The organism is Kribbella deserti, assembly GCF_042434725.1.
Classification (GTDB): Bacteria; Actinomycetota; Actinomycetes; order Propionibacteriales; family Kribbellaceae; genus Kribbella; species Kribbella deserti.
Window position 1 is genome coordinate 26378 of the sequence record NZ_JBHLTC010000049.1, and the last position, 19024, is coordinate 45401.

Here is a 19024-nt window from a genome sequence, read left to right on the forward strand (position 1 = left end):
GGGAGTTGTCATGCGCAGAAGCACTAGGGCGATTGCGGTGGGCCTGGTGGCCGCCGTACTGGCCGTCGCGGGGTGCCGCAACGACGCACCGGAGACACAACAGGGCACCGAAGGCGTCAAGTTCGACGTCGGCGTGACCAAGGAGCCATGCCCGGAGGCGGTCGACAAGTCGCGCGGCTGCATCTACCTCGGGGTGATCTCGGACCTGACCGAGGGCCCGTTCAAGGCGCTCGGCGTGTCCGTCACCGAAGGGCAGAAGGCATTCTGGAAGCGGGTCAACGCGGCCGGCGGCATCGGTGGCTACGAGGTGGACATCACCAAGTTCACCAAGGACAACAAGTACAACCCGCAGATCCACAACGAGGTCTACTCCGAGATCAAGCCGGACGTACTCGGTCTGGCGCAGACCCTCGGTTCGCCTCCCACCGCCGCGATCCTGGCCGATCTGAAGTCGAGCGGCGTGGTCGCCGTACCGGCCTCGTGGACGTCGGCCTGGGCCTTCGAGGACGTCATCTTGGAGTCGGGAACCAACTACTGCTTCGAGTCGATGAACTCGGTGGACTACGGCGCGGAGACGTTGCAGGCCAAGTCCGTCGCGGCGGTGCACTTCCCGGGTGACTACGGTGACGACGCGGCCGCTGGTGCGAAGATCGCGGCCGAGGCCAACGGCATGACCTTCACCGATATCCCGACCGCGCCCGGGCAGGAGAACCAGGGCTCAGCGGTGGCGAAACTGGTCGCGGCCAAGCCCGATCTGGTCATTCTGAGCACGGGTCCGACCGAGGCCGCGACGATCGTGGGCGGGGCGGCGCAGGCCGGGTTCAAGGGCAAGTTCATCGGCACCAGCCCGACCTGGAACCCCGCGCTGCTGAAGTCGCCGGCTGCTCCCGCGCTCACCGCGTTGTACCTGCAGTCGGGCCCCTGGGCGCCGTACGGCACGGACAGCCCGGGGCACCAGGCGCTGCGGGAGACACTCGACGAGGCGATGTTCAAGGCGGCGCCGAGCGACGGCTACACGGCCGGCTGGGTCTGGTCGTACCCGATGCGGGCCGCGCTGCAGAAGGCCGTCGAGAGCAAGGACCTGACCCGTGCGGGACTGCTCGCCGCAGCCAAGTCGCTGGAGACGGTCGACTACGAGGGCATGCTGCCGCCCGAGGCCGGCAAGTACGGCGGTGAGGCGAACGACCGGGTCTTCCGGCAGAGCATCATCTCCAAGGTCGACGCGCCGTCGCCGACGGGGGTGAAGGTGGAGAAGCAGTTCTTCACCGGCAAGACCGCGGAGGGCTACTCGTTCAGCAAGCCCTGCTATCAGTAACCGCTTTCCCGTTCCTGCCCTGTGCGGTCGTCACGCTCCGCACAGGGCAGGCGATAGGTCTTGTCGTTTGCCAGTTGTTCACCGTACGTTCACTGATGACCACCCGATGTACCGCGGGTTCCGTCCCGCCCAAGGAGGCCGTCCAGTGACCGAACAGTCATCCGCCCTGACTCGCCGTCAGCTCATCGCTCGCACCGCCGCGGCCGGTATCGCCGTCAGCGTGGCCGGGTCAGTCGAGGCGTTGTACTCGGCCCAGCCCGCGCTCGGCACGTCCGGGCCGAAGGTCGGCTACGGGCCGCTCGTACCCGACCCGGACGGCATGCTCGACCTGCCGCACGGCTTCAAGTACAAGATCGTGTCCCGCGAGGGCGAGTTGCGCCCCGACGGGCTCAAGAGCGCCAGCCGCTTCGACGGTATGGGCGTTTTCCCGGACAAGCACGGTGGCGCGCGGCTGGTCCGCAACCACGAGTGCAACCTGACCGCCCGGAACCCGCTGAAGGCGCCGCCGGAGCGTACGTACGACCCCGGCACCGTCGGTGGTACCAGCACGATCGTGGTCGACCGGCACAACCAGCCGCTGGACGAATACACCAGCCTCGGCGGTACGGCGGTCAACTGCTCGGGTGGTCCCACCCCGTGGCGGACCTGGCTCACCTGCGAGGAGACCGAACGCCGCAAGGGCGACGCCGGTTACACGAAGGACCACGGCTACATCTTCGAGGTCGACCCGTACGACAACCGCCGCAACGTGGACCCGACTCCGTTGACGGCGATGGGCCGATTCCAGCACGAGGCGGTCGCGCTCGACCCGGCGACGGGCATCGTCTACGAGACCGAGGACGCCTTCGTCGCGCCGCTGGGCGGGTTCTACCGGTTCCTGCCCGAGCGTCCGTGCGGCGGTTGGGGCAGTCTCCGCGCGGGTGGCGAGCTGCAGGCCATGCACGTGCCGGGTCTGCTCGACATGTCGACCGTGCAGGAGGCAGGCGCGGTCTTCCACGACGTGCAGTGGGTGAAGGTGCCGGATCCGCTGGCCACGACCGTGTCGGTTCGGGCCCAGGAGTACAAGAAGCCGATCACCGGTGGTTACAAGCTCGAAGGCTGCTGGTGGGGCAAGCTCGACCGCTGCGTGTACTTCGTCTCGTCGTTCGCCCGGACCGAGCTCGGGCCGAAGCAGAACCACGACGGCCAGGTCTGGCGGTACGACCCGCGCCGTAAGACCCTCACGCTCGAGGTCATCTTCACCCGGCCGGAACCGAACGACAATCCGCTGTACGATGCCCCCGACAACATCACCATGTCGCCGTACGGCGGTCTGATGATGTGCGAGGACGGCACCGGCGACCAGCACATCCTCGGCACCACCGAGGACGGCGAGGTCTTCAAGTTCGCCAAGAACCGCGTCAACATCGGAACTCCGGAAGAACCCGAATTCGGTGAACTGGCCGGCGCCGGCTTCTCCGCCGACGGCCGAACCATGTTCTTCAACGTCTACAACCCCGGCATCACCTACGCCATCACCGGCCCCTGGCGCCGCCGCCGCTAACGCCCGATCACGCATACCCCGCCGCCCCGCGTCCTCCGCAGGGCGGCGGGCTGGTTGTGCCCACCACCCAAGCCCTACGTCACGCGGAGCCACTCAAGCTCTGCGTCACGCGGAGCCACTCAAGCTCTGCGTCACGCGGAACCACTCAAGCTCTGCGTCGATTGGTCTGGATTTGCCCTGCTCGAGCGGCGGGTCAGGTGTCCAGCAAGGTGCATGCGGGCAAATCCTGACGAATCGTCGCTAACCCGGACGAGGTATCGCTTCGGCCCGGGGTCGTTCCGTGCGGAAGGCCTCGGTGCTTGGGTGGTTCGGTGCCGGCGTTTAGCGTCGATTGGTCCGGATTTGACCGCATGCACGTCAGTGACCACGGCGGGCCGCCACTCCAGCGGGTCAAATCCAGACCAATCGACGCAGTGCTTGAGTGTTTCGATCGGCTCCGGTGGCTCCGGTGTTGGCGCGGCTCACTCAGCAGCCGGAGCTGGCTGGACGTGGCCAGGGCCCGCTCCACCTGGAGCGGGCCCTGGGCAGGGGATCGACCAGCCGTTGCGGACGGGCTTACGGCTGGTCGATGACGATGGCCTTCTCCATCGCGAGGACCTTTTGGTAGTCGTCGTCGAGGGTTTGGGCGTCGCTGTGGATCAGGATCACCCAGGCCAGGCAGGTGAACAGGTCCACGGTTTCGGGAACGATGGCGTCCTCGTCGTGCAGGATCTTCATCCAGTGGAACGACTTCAGGCCGTCGATACCGTCGAAGACCTCGCGGTTGCGGAAGTAGCCGGTGCGGTAGGCGGAGATGAAGATGCCGCGCAGGTGCTGGACCAGGTCGAAGCTCTCGCGGAACTCGCCCCGGACCCGGTGCGCGACGGTCCGCTTGATGTGGTTGTCGCCGGTGGCCAGCTCGCTGACCATCTGGTGGCCACCGCCGGACGGACGGGCCGCCACCTCGATCAGGCGCGGGCCGTCGGGCGTCATCATCACCTCGGCATGACCGCAACCCACGCGGATGCCAACGGCGTCGAGGACCTGCTGGGTGTACGGCCAGAGCGCGAGCACCTCGGGATCGTCCGCCGCCAGGAAGTCGATCCGGTGGTAGATGCCGATCTTGTCGCCCCGGCTGATCTTCGTATAGCGGCAGACGTCCACGAGCTCGTGCCGCCCGTCGACCGAGTAGCTGTCGACCAGGTACTCCGTGCCTTCGGCGTACTCCTGAATCAGTACGGCGTCGTTGCGAAGGCCCATCTTGTTGTCCCGGCCCAGTACCCGGTCGAACCGCTCACGCCAGTCGCCACCTTCGAACACGGTGTAGACCTCGTCGCCCGCGGCACTCTTCGGCGGCTTAATGACGAGCCGTCTGCCGAGTAGATCGTTGTCCCGCAGCCACTGCTCGGCCTCGGCCGGGTCCGCCGTACAAAGTTGACGCAGGTGCGGGACGCCAGCCCGCGCGAGCGCTTGGGCCATCTGCCACTTGTCGCGACGGGCTGTCGACAGTTCGAAGACGTTGCCCGTTCCAGGGACTAGTAGTTCCGTGAGCTGGTCGCAGAGCTCCACGCCAGCCTCGGAACCTGCGATCAGGTACTCCGGCTCGTAGACCTTCAACGCGTCCGCAAGCGACGGAAGGTCTCCCTCGAAGTAGTGGATGTGCTCGAAGTCCTCCGGGTGCCAGCTACCAGTGAAGGCTGGAGCCGGCTCGAGCCCACTCAGTACGGCGACAGGCGTCTGTCCGGCCTCTTTGAAGGCGGCAGCGTATTCCTGGCCAGTCGACAATGGGTCGACGATGATCGTGTATTTCGACATCAGGCACTCTCACTTGGTAGTGGTTCGGTGGCCGGTGTGGTGTCCACTACGGGCTCCTCGACGTCCACGCGCTTCATGCCGAAGTGAGCCAGTACGACGCCGACAGCGCCGGCGATACCGCACCAGAGCCAGACGGCGGTTCCGGCCGTGTTCCAGATCCAGACCCCGATGAACGGGCCGAGCGCGGAACCGAGGCCGAACATCGCGTGCGCGGCGCCGACGTACCGCCCGAGCAGTGGCTTCGGCGCGGCCTTCCCCGGGTAGGCGAACATCGTGGGTCCGCCGATGATCTCCGCGAGGGTCCAGATCAGCGTGCCGATCACGAAGATCGCCACCCCGCCGGGCAACGCGTAGAACGCCAGACCGCCGCCCAGCAGTACGAACCCGGTCATGGCGACCAGACGCGCCTCCCAGTGCTGAACCACCTTCGTCACCAGCAACTCGCAGGTGATCACGATGAAGCCGTTCAGCGCGACCACCGCGCTGAACCACCAGGTGGAGAGCCCTTCGGCCTTCATGTGCAGGGGAAGCGTGGCGAGGTACTGCATGTAGATCGCGGCGTTGATGAACATGCACAGCAGGAACAGCACATACCGGCCGTCCTTCAGTACGGCGCCATAACCACCCTTGACGGCCTCAGGCGCAGCAGACGGCTCCGAGCCGGTAGAAGCCTCAGCAACCTCTGCAGTCTTACGACGGGGCAGAGCGACAACAGCAACCGCTGCATAGGCAAGCGCGGCAATAGCCTCACCGATGAACAGCAAGTCCCACGAGATGGCAAGCAGCGCAGCACCGATCAGAGGTGCCGCGGTCGTGCCCAGGTTCATCGCGAGCCGGTAGACCGCGAAGATCATCACCTGGCGATTTTCCGGCGTGAGCTCGGTCAGAAGTGCCGCAGACGCCGGGCGGTAGAACTGCCCGACAGCGCCGGCCAAACCGACCATGACCAGTACAGCCGCGTAACTCGGCACATACGCGATGGCAAGCACGAACCCGGCCATACCGAACATGCTGATCATGACGGCGTTGCGCGGGCCGAGGCGGTCGGACAACGAACCACCGATGATCAGGCCGATGACCGAGCCGCCGCCGTACACGCCCAGCGCCGTACCGGCCTGGACGTCGGTGAATCCCTGCGAGCTGGTGAGGAACAGCACCAGGAAGACCTGGAGGAACCAGCCGAGCTTGTTGACGAAAACGCCGACAAGCAGGGCTTTGACCGCTACCGGGGCTTCCCGGATCGTGGTCCAGATTCCGGTGTCGGTAGTGCTCACGACCCCTCCTTGACCAACCGGTGGCCCGACCAGGTCAGCGCCTTCTCAGCGGCGTCCAGTCCGGCCCGGCAGTCGTCGAGCGAGGTGGCCACCGCGGTCGCGTAGGCGATCCGGCCCCACAGCGTGCCGACCGGCGGGGGACTGGTGTTGGCACCCGGCTCCATCAGCACCACCAGTTGGTCGACCGTGCCGGGCAGATCCGTCTTGTCGAACTCGACCGAGTCCAGGATCGTTTCGTTCTCGTCGACGTAGAAGAACCGCACGCCGCCGCACATCGCGCGGTCCGGCACCAGCTCAGGCGCCTGTCCGCACGCGACAGCCGCCGCGGCCAGGCCCGGATCGGCGCCAGTGGCCTGCAGACCGAGGTACGGGATCATGTCGCCGCCGATGCGGGCGTTGATCTCGATCACCTTCGGGCCGTCTGCCGTCATCATGATCTCGGTGTGCGTCACACCGTCGGTGAAGGCGATCGCGGCATGCGCGTCGGCCAGCACCTTCATCAGCTCCTGGTCCACCAGCAGCGGGTCGTGCGCGTCGACGTAATGACCGATCTCCTCCGCGTACGGCGGGTAGCCGATCTCCTTGCGGGCCAGGCAGAACGGCGTCACCTGGCCGTGGAACACGGCCGAGTCGATGCTGATCTCGTACCCGTCGGCGAACTCCTCGACCAGCACCTTCACGTCGTAGTGCGGCGCCTCCGGCACGGTCGTGTCGTGCGCGAACTCCCAGTTCTCGGTGAGTTCCTCGGGGTTGTTGACCTTCACCACGCCGAGGCTCGCCGCGAGCGCTCGCGGCTTCAGGATGACCGGATAGCCGAGGTCCGCCGCGATCGCCCGGGCGTCCTCGACCGTGTCCACCAGGTACGACGCGGGCTGCGGTACGCCGTACTCCGCGAGCGCCGTCCGGGTCAGGTGCTTGTCGCGGCAGCGGTTCACCATCGCGACGTCACCACCGGGCAGGCCGAGCGCCTCGGCGACGTGGGCCGTTTGCAGGATGCGTGCCTCGTCCCAGCACAGCACGCCGTCGATCGGGGACTTCTCGTGCAGCGCGCGGGCGGCCTCGACCAGCAGATCGGCCTCCAGCGTGGTCTCCAGCACGGTCCAGGCCTCGATGTACTCCTTCTCCCAGGTCGGTTCGGCGTGCAGGAACATGTGGATCCGGTACCGCGGCCCGATCGAGCGCAGGATGTACTCGCGGAACAAGCGCATCCCGGTGGCGACCACCAGCAGGTGTGGACGTTCGGACATGATCAGGCCTCACTCTTTGCATTGGGCGCCGTCAGTGGTGGCGCGATCTCCTCGATGTAGGACACGCCGGTGGTGCCGTCGGCCCGTTCCCAGTGGTCGGCGATTCGCAGGGTGCCGCGGACCACCTCCGGAATGCTGGTGCATTCGCCGGTGATCAGCTCGCCGTCGGTGCCGAGCAGGCAGTACGCGGCCCGGATCGAGCCGTCGGGCTGCCGGTGCCCGACCAGCCGGCCGCTGCGCAGCGATCCGCCGGCGTAGAACTCGGCCCAGACCAGGTCGTTCTCGCAGTGGTACTGGCCGTACGGCGCCGCGCCGTCGGTGACGAGGCGGAACCAGCGGCCGTCGATATCCAGGTCGGGCTGCGGTTCCCAGGCGGCAGCGCTCACCACTTCACCGCACAGAGCTCGTCGCGGATCGGGTAGATCTCGCGGTCGAACATCGAGTTCAGCACGATCGCGGCCCGCACCGGCAGCTGCGTCAGGCCGGCGTTGGTCAGACCGTGGCTGTAGCGGCTGTGATTGAAGGTGTACATCTTGTGGCCGTTGCGGCCCTTCCAGCGCACGGAGTAGTCCGGCTCGACGATCATCTCGTCATCGGCGTCGTAGTCGATCCGCTCACGCAGGTCGTCGTCGAACGGCGCCGCCACGTGCTCCCGCCCGGCCGCGACGACCAGGTGCCGGACCGCGAACTCCTCGGGCGCCGAGTGCGACGTACAACGCACGGTGATCCGGCCGTCGGTGCCCAGTTCCGCCGACGTCACGTCACGACCCGGAAGCAGCGTGACGGGGAATCGGCCGAGGGTGAGCAGACCGTCGTAGTTCGCCTGGTACAGCGCCTTCAGGGCACCCGGGGTGAGCGCGTCGCCGCTGTAGCGGTGGTCGGTGATCAGCTCACGGCGCTTGGCCCGGCCGAGCTCCTGCATGAACTCGATGTGCGACGGGCGGTAGAACTCGTTCGCCATCGGGGAGTCGTCGATACTGCGGAACCACTGGTGCCGGCCGATCCAGCGGATGTCGGTGAAACCCGAGCCGAGCAGACGCAGTACACACTCGACACCGGTCTGGCCGCCACCCACCACGGCGATCGGATCGGCCTTGTGCGCGTCCATCGACGGCAGCCGCATGCCCAGATCGTCGGCGATGAACGCTCGCTCCGGCGGCAGTTCGGTGAAGTACGACGGCGTCACCGGGCGGGTACCGAGACCCAGCACGAGGTGTTCGGAAACAGCGACCGGCTCGTCGTTCTGCTTGATCAGGAAGCCGTCGTCGGTGATCGAGATCTCGTTCACCGTGACGCCGAACGAGACCACCGCGAGCTTCTCGGTGCACCAGGCCAGGTAGCGCTCGTACTCGATCCGGGGCAGCGCGTCGAACTGCGAGTTGATCAGCGCGTACAGCCGGCCCGAGGTGACCAGGTAGTTCAGGAACGACAGCTCGTGCTTGGGATCGACCAGTGAGACCAGGTCCTTCATCCAGCCGGTCTGCATCCGCACACCCGGGTAGAGCAGCGGCGTGTGCCACCCGGCCACCGGACGGCTGTCGAACAACGCCAGCTTCTCGTCGGTGGCGGACTGGTACAACGCCGCCAGGGATAGGTTCGCCGGTCCGGCGCCGATACCGATGGTGTGGTACCGGGGAAGTCCGTCGGGGGCTTGTTCCGTTGTCGACATGCGCTTGTTCTCCGTCCGCGATGGGTTGGTGCGGGGTGTCTCCCCGGTGGCCTGCTGCTGGGGATCCGCCTGTTCCAGCAGGTCGCGAGCCGCCGTCCGGCTCGCAGCCAGGGCGGTTTTCACGCTGCCGCCCGAGCCACCGGTGAAAGTGAAGAGCCGATGGGTGCCGCCGAGAACCGACCACAAGGTCAGCACCGGCGGATCGGCATAACAGTCGGTGCTGTTGACGGTTTGTCCCGTCGCCAGCAACCGCAGGTGTGGCAGCCGCCCGGCGACCAGCCGGACCGCCCGCGCCGACATGTCCGGCATATGCGGGCGACTGCCGGGTGGTACCGCCCACTGCTCGGTATCGATGCCGAGCAGCAGCCGGTCGTTGCCCGTGGGCCGTCCGAACAGCCCGGTGGTCTCGTCCACGAACATCGTCGGGCGGGCGCCGTACGTGGTGAAGACGCCGTACTGGATCGACTTGGTCCGGTACGGCGAGGCCGGCAACGCGTTGTTCGCCAGCAGGCTGGGGGTCCATGGCCCGGCCGCGACCACCACCGCGTCGTACCGGGTGGTGCCGCTCGGCAAGGTGCAACTCACGGAGCCGTCGTCGTGGGGCGCCAGCTTGATGACCGGACCGACCAGAACCCGGCTGCGCAGACCGCCGCCGAGTTCGGCCAGTACGGCGGAGCGCAGCAGGTCCGGCCGGATGAAGCCCGCCCGCCGTTCCAGTACGCCGACCGTGCCGTCGGGTAATCCGTGCCAGCCGCGGCGGCGCAGTTCGCCGGCGTCGACCAGCTCGGCCTCGTCCACCTCGTCGACCGCCGCCTCGAGCCCGTCCTCCGGCGCCAGGATGTACGTCGAACCGGTCTCGGTGTAACCGGCCCAATCGAGCAGGCGCGGGCTGTCCAGCAGTTCGCTCAGACTCCGTACCGCGAGGCCGCGCTGCAGTGGATGGGTCTCGAACGCGCGTACGCCGCCACCGGAGGCCGCCGTGGCGTCGTCGTGACGCGGGCCGGTGACCAGGTCGACCGACACGCCCGGACGTTCCACCAGCCGCCAGGCCAGTAGTGCCCCGGCGATACCCGCGCCGATCACGCAGATCCTCATGGCGCTAGCCGCCCGTGAGACATCGCAGGGTGCCGACGTCGCGGACGCCACCCTCGAGCAGGGTCAGCAGGCAGCGCGCGGCCAGCGCCGGGTCGAATCCGGACAGCTCCAGCGCCGCCTCACCGCGGGCGCGTTCGGCTGCGGCCGCCACCGGATCCAGCGGCCGGATAACGTCGAATTCCGGATCGAACAGCGGCGCGACCCGGTCCCGGAACGCGGCAAAGCCCGCCCAGGTGAAATCACTCTGATATCGATCGGGCCGATCCCAGGCCAAAAACAAACGCACGATTGACGGATCTTCACCCGTGAGTATTTCGTTTGCCCAGACCGCATGGTTTCGGCTGGTCGAAAACTTCGATCCGTCCAGGGTATAGAACTCGTTCACCGCCAATCCCGACAAGGGCAATGGATTAACTCCGGCGGCGGCCCATACCGCGGGCCAGTACAGGGCATACCAGAATGCATTGTCCAAGCCGAGGAAGTGCCACAACCGGTCTACCCGGCCGGCCGCGGCGGCGAACTCCGGCAATGTCGACGCATGCGGATCGACCGCGCGGGCCACGGCGCACAGGTCGGTCAGCGCGATCTCGGTATAGGGCCCGATCCGCAGGCCGGACAGTGATCCCGTGCCCTCGATGCCCCAGTTGGTCGGATAGGCGAGCGGTACCTCGGGCAGGCCGTCGGCCAGCTGGCGAGTGACCAGGTCCCGGACCGCCGGGGGCAGGTCGGCCCGCAGCCACAGATCGACCAGCGCGTCACGGTGGTCGGCCATCGCCAAGACCGGTACGACGGCCTGGAACGGACGCGGTTCGCCACCGCAGCGGCCACAGACCGGATCGACCATGGTCGCGACGTGGGTGAAGGAGCCGCACTGCTCGCACGCGCCACCTCCGGCCGGGGCCTTGCAGTGCCCGCACAGCCCGGTCAGGTACGACTCGTGCAAGGTGCGATGGCAGTCCGCGCACGCGTGCAGGGTGACCTCGCGCAACGGCGCGGCGCCGCTGTCGACCAAGCCGCGCAACATGCCCTCGATCCGAGCCGCATGGTCCGCCTGCAAGGGATCTGAGAAGTGGTCGTACCCGATGCCGGCCAGCTGATAGGTGTGCTGGATCTCGGCCCGGAAGGCGGTCATCATCGGCTCGACCTCGGTGCCTTCGTTCTCGGCGCGGGTCAGCACGTAGTTCTGGTGCACGTCGAGACCAGTGCTGACGAACACGCGTTCGCCGCGAGCCCGGGCCGCCCGCGCGGCGAGATCGGCCGCGACGTACGGGCCGGACAGATGGCCGACGTGCAGCGGTCCGTTGGCGGTCGGCTGCGGAAAGGTGATGACGGTGACCGGATCCGTCAGGCCGGCGTCAGACATCGCCCTGGCCGGGCATCCAGTACGCGCTGAAGATCGTCAGCGTCGCGTCGGTGGACCGGTTCTGCACGATGTGCGTCTCGGTACTGCTCAGCAGGAAGGCCGAACCCTGTTCGACGGCATGCACCTTCTCGCCGGACAAAACGTGCGCGGTGCCGGCGACGACCACGGACAGCTCTAGCTCCGGATGCTGGTCCAGTGGGCTCTCCGAACCCGGCGGAACGCTGTACCACATTGCCTGGAATGGCAATTCTTTGCCGAGTTCGTATTGCTCCCAGCGGACCACTCGAATGTCTTTCACGAACTGGTCCGACCCGGTCGCGAGATCGAATGTACGCATGCTTCACTACCCTCCGTAGTCAACGCAGCGCGCGACTCAAGAAGTGGCGGAAATACAAGGAAGATCGGTCAGCCGATACGGCTGGAATCACCACCCCCATGGCGATGAATGTCCGGCAGCCCCCCAGCCACCGTTGACCGGAAATATAGGGAAGGAGACGGTCCGAGTAAAGGGAATCACCCGACGAATTTTTCTCAGCCCGTAACCTCGCCGGATAATTGTCGTTACGGTGGCATAACGTGGCTGACCCGGTACTCAGGGCCACCGAATCCGGGCAGCTAATACGTGCTGACGCGGAGTGTTCGAAACTGAACTACCTCATCGGCCGATCGGGCCGGGGTTACGCAGCGTCAGCCCGACAACAGTGATGAGCTGAGGTCAGCGAGCACATCCACACTTGCCGCCCGATCCCGGTTCCCGTGGGCTGCCCCGTCTTTGGCCCGGTCTGTCGGCCGTAGGTCGCTGGTTCGGCTACCGGCTTGTGGGGCGCCTACCGGGTTGTGGTGTGCCCGCTACCGAGTTTTTGCCCGGCTACCCGGTTGCAGCCAGGTAGTCGCGCAAATACTCGGCAGTGGACCGTCTCGGGTGAAGGGTGGCGTCGCGGTGACTTGTTCGAGGGGCGATCGTCGGATTCGGTACGTCGACCGTCGGATTCGGGGGTGGACCCGTCGGATTTGGTACGTCGCCCCCCGATGTCAAAGGCCGACCCGCTGAACAGGCGAGATGGCACCCGTTCGTCCGCAGGCGCGGAGCCACCACCGGCCATCCGGGTACGGGCCCCTCGAGGCAACCGGCCAGACCTCACGCGTCCCCCTGGCAGCTCGCTGCACTTGGCCGGAAGCGGCCCGGGTCAGGGCGCCCAGCGTCGCCGCCAGGCGATTCTCAACCCTTGACGCGGGCCGGTTCGGCCTGACAGTTCGCGACTCATCAGGGGACGGGTGACCACGAGAATCCTGGCCCGCGAACGGATGCGCGCCCTCGCGACCACTCGTGCGGCACTCGCGACCACTCGCGCCGATTCGCGAGTGAGGACGCATGCCCCGTCGCAGCGGCCCTGCCGGTCATGCTCGACCCACGATCCCGCCAATCCCCGGTCGGCTTCGAGAGGAGCATCCCTGATCAGGCGACCTGGGTCAGCCGAGCGGCATGGCGGCGGGGCTGCCACCCCAGAGCATGTGCTCGCGGGCTGCCGCGATACCGGCCTGGACCGCCAAGGTGCGGGTCGGTTTGGTCTCGGCCGCCGCCGTCAGATCGCCGTACACGACGGCGAGGCGTTGCTCGACCAGCCGGATCAACGCGATCGCGGGCGGCTGCCCGTTGACCTGCGACGGCAGGTCGTACGCCGGTTCGGCCGGGGCCGGTTTATCCCCGGCGGCGGTGATCAGTTCGATCAGCCGGTCCCGGCGCACCTCGTGCCGTTCGTAAAGGTCCCGGGCAGCGGTGAAACGTGCACCTTTGAGATGTCCGCCCGCGACGCCGATCGCATAGATGGCAGCGTGTTCGCCCGCCAGGCAGGCCTGCAGAGCCTCGACCTCGCTCATCGGTCCGCCTTCGCCTTCGGCTGTGCGGCCAGTGGTCCGAGCGCAAGCGCCAGCTGGGTCTCACCGGCCGCGATGGACGCGATCAGCCTGGCCGGTTCACCGGTCAGGCCGGCCGCGGTGGTCGCGTGCGCGACGGCCAGCGCCTGCTCGCGGGTGGCCAGGTCCTTGATCGCCGCGGCCGGAGTCGCCGGAATGCCCGGGGGTTTCGGTGCTGTCGTGGCTGACGGGGCCGGCGCGTTCATCGCTTTGAGTTTTGCCAGCTGGGTGGCGTGGTTCTTGGTGGCGAACGCCAGTTTGCTCGCCAGCGCGGGATGACGCTTGATCACCGCGGCATAACGCGCGCTGAGCTGAGTGAGGTGGCCCGTGATCGTGGAGACCGCCGCCGCGACCGCTGGATCCAGCGCCGCGGTGGTCGGCTGGTTGCGGCCCTTGCCGCCGGGCTGGCCCCCGCCCGGTGGTTCCGGGCTGTCGTCACACGCCGCGACCAGCAGCGCCGTACCGGCCGCGAGCGCGGCACCGCCCAGCGCCGTACGGCGGGAGAGCGGTCGCGCGGGATGATCGGAACTGGTCGTCGGCACGGCCTGAACTTATCCCAGGCCCGGGACCGATAGGGTGGGCTACTGCTCTCGGCGGCAACGCCGGGCAGGTAGTCAACGGGTGAAACAAGTGGAGAGAGGCAGGTCGCCCAAGTGAGCCGGAAGTCTGACCACATCGACGACGAGCGCCTCGTAGCCTTCCTCCGGCCGATCGTGGCGCAGTTCGGCTGTGATCTGGAGGCGGCCGACGTGACACCGGCCGGAAAGCGCCGGTTGTTGCGCGTCCTGGTGGACCGTGATGGCGGGATCAGTCTCGATGACGTGGCCGATGTCACCCGGGCGATCTCGAAGGCGCTGGATGCCGACGAGTCCGTGATGGGCAGTAGCGCCTACACGCTGGAGGTGTCCAGCCCTGGCGTCGACCGGCCGCTGACGCTGCCCCGGCACTGGCGCCGCAACGTGAGCCGCCTGGTCGCCGTGTCCCTGCTGGACGGCGGCAAGGTGAAGGGCCGCATCGTCGCGGCCGCGGAGGAATCCGCCGAGGTGGAGGTCACCGACGCAGCCGGCCAGATCCGGACTGTGGCCTACGCCGACGTGGAGAAGGCGAAAATCCAGATCGAGTTCAACCGACCCGCCGGCGCGGGCGAGACGGCCGACGAAGACGGCGTGGAGGAGGACTGATCATGGACATCGATATGGCGGTACTGCGTTCCCTGGAACGCGAGAAGGACATCGCCTTCGACGTGGTCGTCGAGGCCATCGAACAGGCGCTGCTGGTGGCGTACCACAAGAGCGAGGGCGCGTCGTCGCACGCGCGGGCCGAGCTGGACCGCAAGACCGGGCACGTGATGGTCTTCGCCCAGGAACTGGCCGAGGACGGCACCGTCGCCCGCGAGTGGGAGGACACCCCGGCCGACTTCGGCCGGATCGCCGCCACCACGGCGAAGCAGATCATCCTGCAGCGGCTGCGCGACGCCGAGGACGACATGCGGTACGGCGAATTCGCCAAGAAGGAAGGCGACATCGTCTCCGGTGTCATTCAGCAGGGTCGCGACCCGCGCTCGGTGATGGTCGACCTGGGCAAGATCGAGGCCGTGCTGCCGGTGCCGGAGCAGGTGCCGGGGGAGAAGTACGAGCACGGCTCCCGGGTCCGGGTCTACGTGGTCGGTGTGCGCAAGGGCTTCAAGGGCCCGCAGATCACCGTGTCGCGAACGCACCCGAACCTGATCAAGAAGCTGTTCGCGCTCGAGGTGCCGGAGATCGCCGACGGCACCGTCGAGATCACCGCCATCGCCCGCGAGGCCGGTCACCGCACCAAGATCGCGGTTCGCACCACGCATCCCTCGGTCAACGCCAAGGGTGCGTGCATCGGCCCGATGGGCCAGCGCGTGCGCAACATCATGCACGAGCTGCACGGTGAGAAGATCGACATCATCGACCACAGCGACGACCCGGCGACGTTTGTCGGGAATGCGCTGTCGCCCGCGCAGGTTGCCTCTGTCGAGGTCGTCGACGCCGCCGCACGCGCGGCACGCGTCATCGTGCCCGACTACCAGCTGTCGCTCGCGATCGGCAAGGAAGGGCAGAATGCCCGCCTCGCCGCCCGCCTGACCGGCTGGCGAATCGACATCCGGCCGGATACGGATGTGACTCGTGGCGACGAACCGGTAGACTGAGTTATCGGTCGGCCGACTGAGCCGTCCCGACACCCTGAGGACTCAAGACAACGTGAGTACAAACGCGCGTCCCGAGCGGACGTGTGTGGGGTGCCGGAAACGGGACAGTCCGGCCAACCTGCTGCGGATGGTGGTCACCGGAGGAGTGGTTCTTCCGGACGAGCACCATCAGGCACCAGGCCGCGGGGCGCATCTGCACCCGGTGACCGAGTGTCTCGACCTCGCCGAGCGGCGGAAAGCGTGGCCAAGGGCCTTCAAGGTCCCCGGCCCGCTGGACGTCCAGCTCGTGCGGGACTTCGTCGAACAGCGTGAGATCCAGCGCAGTACAAGTGCGGCCGCCCGGCCGCCCGCGGTTACCACCGCGAAGACATGAAGGCGGGTCATCGACTCATGACCACTCGATGAGTGTCGAACGATGAGTGTTATGCGATGAGCAAGCACGTCTACTAGCGGTCCGGGCATCAGGCTCGGACCAGAGGGAGAGTAGTGGCAAAGGTCCGAGTCTACGAGCTCGCAAAAGAGCTCGGCGTTACCAGCAAGGTCGTACTGACCAGGCTGAACGACATGGGTGAGTTCGTCCGGTCGGCGTCCTCGACGATCGAGGCACCCGTCGTCCGGCGGCTGGCGGAGGAGTTCGAGAAGAACCCGCCGGCCACCAAGAAGCGGGCTGCGGCGAAGAAGGCCGCCCCCAGTTCCAGTGAGACCACGAGCGCCCCCGCGGCGCCGAAGCCGGCTGCCCCCGCGGCGCCGGAAACCACCGCTCCGGCCGCTGAGGCGGCTCCGGTGGCGCAGACCCCGGCTCCGGTGGCGGAAACGCCTGCCGCGCCGGTTTTCGAGACCCCTGCCGCTCCGGCCGCGCCGGCGACGCCGGGCATCAAGCCGGGTCCGCGTCCGGGCCCGAAGCCAGGCCCGCGCAAGCCCGAGCCGGTCGCGCAGCCGGAGGCCCCGGCCGCCGCTGCCACGCCTGCTCCCGCTGCTCCGGCCGCGCCGGCGGCACCTGCCGCTCCGGCCAGCCCGAAGCCCGCTCCCGAGCGCACTGAGCGTCCGGCCGACCGCCCGGAGCGCACTGAGCGTCCCGCCGCGGCCGATCGCCCGGCCGCTCCGCCGTCCCCGCGTCCGGGTGCGTCGGGTGGCGCGCCGCGTCCGGGTGCACCTCGTCCCGGTGGCGCCCCGCGTCCCGGTGGTCAGGGTGGTCCGGGTTCGGGTCCCCGTCCGGGTGCTCCTCGCCCGGGTAACAACCCCTTCAGCTCGACTCAGGGCATGCAGCGCGGTGGCGCCCGTCCCGGCCCGTCCGGTGAGCGCGACCGTGGCGACCGTCCGGCTCCGGCCGGCAGCGGCGCTCCCGGTGGCGTGCCCGGCGCGCCCCGGCCGCCCGCGGCCCGTGGCGGTCAGTCCGACCGGCCGCGTCCGTCCGGTGGTGTGCCTGGCGCGCCCCGGCCGAACCCGGCGATGATGCCGAAGTCCAGCGCCGGTACCTTCACCGGCCGTCCGTCCGGTCCGGGCGGAGGCCCCGGTGGCGGTCGTGGTGGACCCGGTGGCCGTCCTGGTGGCGGTGCCGGTGGTCCCGGCGGCCGTCCGGGTGGCGGCGGTGGCGGTGGCGGTGGCTTCCGTCCCGGCGGTGGTGGCCCCAGCGGTCCCCCCGGTGGTGGCGGTGGCGGTCGTCCGGGCCCGGGTAACCGGGGCCGGGGCGGAACGCAGGGTGCCTTCGGGCGTCCGGGCGGTCCGGCCCGTCGTGGCCGTAAGTCGAAGCGCGCCAAGCGCCAGGAATTCGACAACATGCAGGCTCCCGCCGTCGGCGGCGTGCGCGTCAAGCACGGCGACGGTGAGGTCATCAAGCTCGCTCGTGGCTCGTCGCTGACGGACTTCGCCGAGAAGGTCGGTATCGATCCCGCGGCCCTGGTCCAGGTGTTGTTCCACCTGGGCGAGATGGTCACCGCGACCGAGTCGGTCAACGAGGAGACCCTGCAGGTGCTCGGCACCGAGCTGAACTACGACGTTCAGGTCGTTTCGCCCGAGGACGAGGACCGTGAGCTGCTCGAGTCGTTCAGCATCGACTTCGGCGCCAACGACGGCGGCGACGACGATCTGGCCGCCCGTCCGCCGGTCGTGACCGTGATGGGTCACGTCGACCACGGTAAGACCAAGCTGCTGGACGCGATCCGGCACGCGAACGTGGTCGCCAAGGAGGCCGGTGGCATCACGCAGCACATCGGTGCCTACCAGGTCACCACCGAGGTCGACGGCACCGAGCGCGCCATCACCTTCGTCGACACCCCGGGTCACGAGGCGTTCACCGCCATGCGTGCTCGTGGTGCGCAGGCCACCGACATCGTCATCCTGGTGGTCGCGGCCGACGACGGCGTGATGCCGCAGACGATCGAGGCGCTGAACCACGCTCGCGCGGCGAACGTGCCGATCGTGGTCGCGGTGAACAAGATCGACGTACCGAACGCCGACCCGGCCAAGGTGCGCGGTCAGCTCACCGAGTACGGCCTGGTCCCCGAGGAGTACGGCGGTGACACCATGTTCATCGACGTCTCCGCGAAGGCCCGGCTCAACATCGACGGCCTGCTCGAAGGTGTCATCCTCACCGCCGACGCTTCGCTGGATCTCCGGGCCAACCCGGACCAGCCGGCGCAGGGTCTGGCGATCGAGGCGCACCTCGACAAGGGCCGCGGTCCGGTCGCGACCGTGCTGGTTCAGCGCGGCACGCTGCGGGTCGGCGACTCGATGGTCGCGGGTCCGGCGTACGGCCGGGTCCGGGCAATGCTCGACGAGCACGGCAACAACGTCACCGAGGCACTGCCTTCGCGGCCGGTCCTGGTGCAGGGTCTGTCCGGGGTTCCGGGTGCCGGCGACAACTTCCTGGTTGTCGACGACGACCGGATGGCTCGCCAGATCGCCGAGAAGCGTGAGGCGCGGGCCCGTGCGGCCAGCAACGCCAAGCGCCGCGTGCGCCGTACGCTCGAGGACTTCATGGCCTCCATGGAGAAGGGCGAGACGCAGGAACTGCTGCTCATCCTCAAGGGCGACGTGTCCGGTTCGGTGGAAGCGCTCGAGGACGCCCTGGTGCGGATCGAGGTCGGCGACGAGGTCAACCTGCGCATCATCGACCGCGGCGTCGGTGCGATCAACGAGAACGACATCAACCTGGCCATCGCGTCGAACGCCGTCATCATCGGCTTCAACGTGCGGCCGGCGGGCAAGGCCGGGGATCTGGCCGAGCGCGAGGGTGTCGATGTCCGGTACTACTCGGTCATCTACTCGGCGATCGACGACATCGAGGCTGCTCTGAAGGGCATGCTCAAGCCGATCTACGAAGAGGTCAAGCTCGGTACCGCCGAGATCCGCGAGATCTTCCGCTCCTCCAAGGTCGGAAACATCGCGGGTTGCTGGGTCACCAGCGGCGTCATCAAGCGCAACGCGAAGGTGCGGCTCATCCGGGACGGCGCGGTTGTCGTCGAGAACGGTGACCTGTCGTCGCTCAAGCGGTTCAAGGACGACGCCTCCGAGGTCCGCGAGGGCTTCGAGTGTGGTCTGACCGTGAACAACTTCAACGACATCAAGCTGGGCGATGTCGTCGAGGCGTTCGAGCTGCGGGAGAAGCCGCGGACCTGACCGTCCGTTGTAGCCG

At 68.0% G+C, this 19024-nt stretch carries 15 protein-coding genes; 6 read left to right on the forward strand and 9 right to left on the reverse strand.

Features of this window, described 5'->3' with window-relative positions; all coding sequences use genetic code 11:
• Window positions 1-10: 10 nt before the first annotated feature.
• Together ACFFGN_RS34780 and ACFFGN_RS34785 are read left to right on the forward strand one after the other, a co-directional pair.
• Window positions 11-1315 (forward strand): ABC transporter substrate-binding protein, encoded by a 1305-nt coding sequence (locus ACFFGN_RS34780; protein ID WP_380057090.1) that lies wholly within the window; start codon window positions 11-13, stop codon window positions 1313-1315.
• 145 nt (window positions 1316-1460) lie between these two features.
• On the forward strand, window positions 1461-2858 hold the full coding sequence (locus ACFFGN_RS34785) for an alkaline phosphatase PhoX (protein ID WP_380057093.1): 1398 nt from the start codon (window positions 1461-1463) through the stop codon (window positions 2856-2858).
• 555 nt (window positions 2859-3413) lie between these two features.
• On the opposite strand, the gene ACFFGN_RS34790 is transcribed toward ACFFGN_RS34785, so the two are convergent.
• The 9 genes from ACFFGN_RS34790 to ACFFGN_RS34830 form a co-directional block, all read right to left on the reverse strand.
• Window positions 3414-4652, reverse strand: coding sequence for an ATP-grasp domain-containing protein (locus ACFFGN_RS34790; protein ID WP_380057095.1), 1239 nt, complete (start codon window positions 4650-4652; stop codon window positions 3414-3416).
• On the reverse strand, window positions 4652-5926 hold the full coding sequence (locus ACFFGN_RS34795; protein WP_380057098.1) for an MFS transporter: 1275 nt from the start codon (window positions 5924-5926) through the stop codon (window positions 4652-4654). Before ACFFGN_RS34795 ends, ACFFGN_RS34790 begins: the two co-directional genes overlap by 1 nt.
• Window positions 5923-7173, reverse strand: a complete 1251-nt coding sequence (locus tag ACFFGN_RS34800; protein WP_380057100.1) for an ATP-grasp domain-containing protein — start codon at window positions 7171-7173, stop codon at window positions 5923-5925. Before ACFFGN_RS34800 ends, ACFFGN_RS34795 begins: the two co-directional genes overlap by 4 nt.
• 2 nt (window positions 7174-7175) lie before the next feature.
• A complete protein-coding gene (locus tag ACFFGN_RS34805) occupies window positions 7176-7559 on the reverse strand; it encodes an avidin-fold protein (protein ID WP_380057103.1) in 384 nt (127 codons plus the stop codon).
• Complete coding sequence (locus tag ACFFGN_RS34810) at window positions 7556-9937, reverse strand: FAD-dependent oxidoreductase (RefSeq protein ID WP_380057106.1); 2382 nt, start codon at window positions 9935-9937, stop codon at window positions 7556-7558. Before ACFFGN_RS34810 ends, ACFFGN_RS34805 begins: the two co-directional genes overlap by 4 nt.
• 4 nt (window positions 9938-9941) lie before the next feature.
• Window positions 9942-11300, reverse strand: coding sequence for a class I tRNA ligase family protein (locus ACFFGN_RS34815; protein ID WP_380057108.1), 1359 nt, complete (start codon window positions 11298-11300; stop codon window positions 9942-9944).
• Window positions 11293-11637 carry a cupin domain-containing protein gene (locus ACFFGN_RS34820; RefSeq protein WP_380057111.1) on the reverse strand — a complete coding sequence of 115 codons (345 nt, stop codon included), beginning with the start codon at window positions 11635-11637 and terminating at the stop codon, window positions 11293-11295. Before ACFFGN_RS34820 ends, ACFFGN_RS34815 begins: the two co-directional genes overlap by 8 nt.
• Before the next feature lie 1133 nt (window positions 11638-12770).
• On the reverse strand, window positions 12771-13178 hold the full coding sequence (locus ACFFGN_RS34825; RefSeq protein ID WP_380057114.1) for a ferritin-like domain-containing protein: 408 nt from the start codon (window positions 13176-13178) through the stop codon (window positions 12771-12773).
• Window positions 13175-13756 (reverse strand): cell division protein FtsK, encoded by a 582-nt coding sequence (locus tag ACFFGN_RS34830; RefSeq protein ID WP_380057117.1) that lies wholly within the window; start codon window positions 13754-13756, stop codon window positions 13175-13177. Before ACFFGN_RS34830 ends, ACFFGN_RS34825 begins: the two co-directional genes overlap by 4 nt.
• A gap of 111 nt (window positions 13757-13867) precedes the next feature.
• Here ACFFGN_RS34830 and rimP point away from each other — a divergent pair, with 111 nt between their 5' ends.
• The 4 genes from rimP to infB all read left to right on the forward strand — a co-directional run bounded on the left by rimP (window position 13868) and on the right by infB (window position 19008).
• Window positions 13868-14395, forward strand: a complete 528-nt coding sequence (gene rimP, locus ACFFGN_RS34835; RefSeq protein WP_380057119.1) for a ribosome maturation factor RimP — start codon at window positions 13868-13870, stop codon at window positions 14393-14395.
• A gap of 2 nt (window positions 14396-14397) precedes the next feature.
• Window positions 14398-15390, forward strand: a complete 993-nt coding sequence (gene nusA / locus ACFFGN_RS34840; protein ID WP_380057122.1) for a transcription termination factor NusA — start codon at window positions 14398-14400, stop codon at window positions 15388-15390.
• Between the two features lie 85 nt (window positions 15391-15475).
• A complete protein-coding gene (locus ACFFGN_RS34845) occupies window positions 15476-15763 on the forward strand; it encodes a YlxR family protein (protein WP_380057154.1) in 288 nt (95 codons plus the stop codon).
• 113 nt (window positions 15764-15876) lie between these two features.
• Window positions 15877-19008 (forward strand): translation initiation factor IF-2, encoded by a 3132-nt coding sequence (gene infB / locus ACFFGN_RS34850; protein WP_380057125.1) that lies wholly within the window; start codon window positions 15877-15879, stop codon window positions 19006-19008.
• Window positions 19009-19024 lie beyond the last annotated feature (16 nt).

Bases quoted from the DNA above. Each gene is read 5' to 3' on its own strand.
- ACFFGN_RS34780 (WP_380057090.1), top strand. From the start codon at position 11: ATGCGCAGAAGCACTAGGGCGATTGCGGTGGGCCTGGTGGCCGCCGTA.
- ACFFGN_RS34790 (WP_380057095.1), bottom strand. From the start codon at position 4,652: ATGTCGAAATACACGATCATCGTCGACCCATTGTCGACTGGCCAGGAA.
- ACFFGN_RS34800 (WP_380057100.1), bottom strand. From the start codon at position 7,173: ATGTCCGAACGTCCACACCTGCTGGTGGTCGCCACCGGGATGCGCTTG.
- ACFFGN_RS34810 (WP_380057106.1), bottom strand. From the start codon at position 9,937: ATGAGGATCTGCGTGATCGGCGCGGGTATCGCCGGGGCACTACTGGCC.
- ACFFGN_RS34815 (WP_380057108.1), bottom strand. From the start codon at position 11,300: ATGTCTGACGCCGGCCTGACGGATCCGGTCACCGTCATCACCTTTCCG.
- ACFFGN_RS34820 (WP_380057111.1), bottom strand. From the start codon at position 11,637: ATGCGTACATTCGATCTCGCGACCGGGTCGGACCAGTTCGTGAAAGAC.
- ACFFGN_RS34825 (WP_380057114.1), bottom strand. From the start codon at position 13,178: ATGAGCGAGGTCGAGGCTCTGCAGGCCTGCCTGGCGGGCGAACACGCT.
- nusA (WP_380057122.1), top strand. From the start codon at position 14,398: ATGGACATCGATATGGCGGTACTGCGTTCCCTGGAACGCGAGAAGGAC.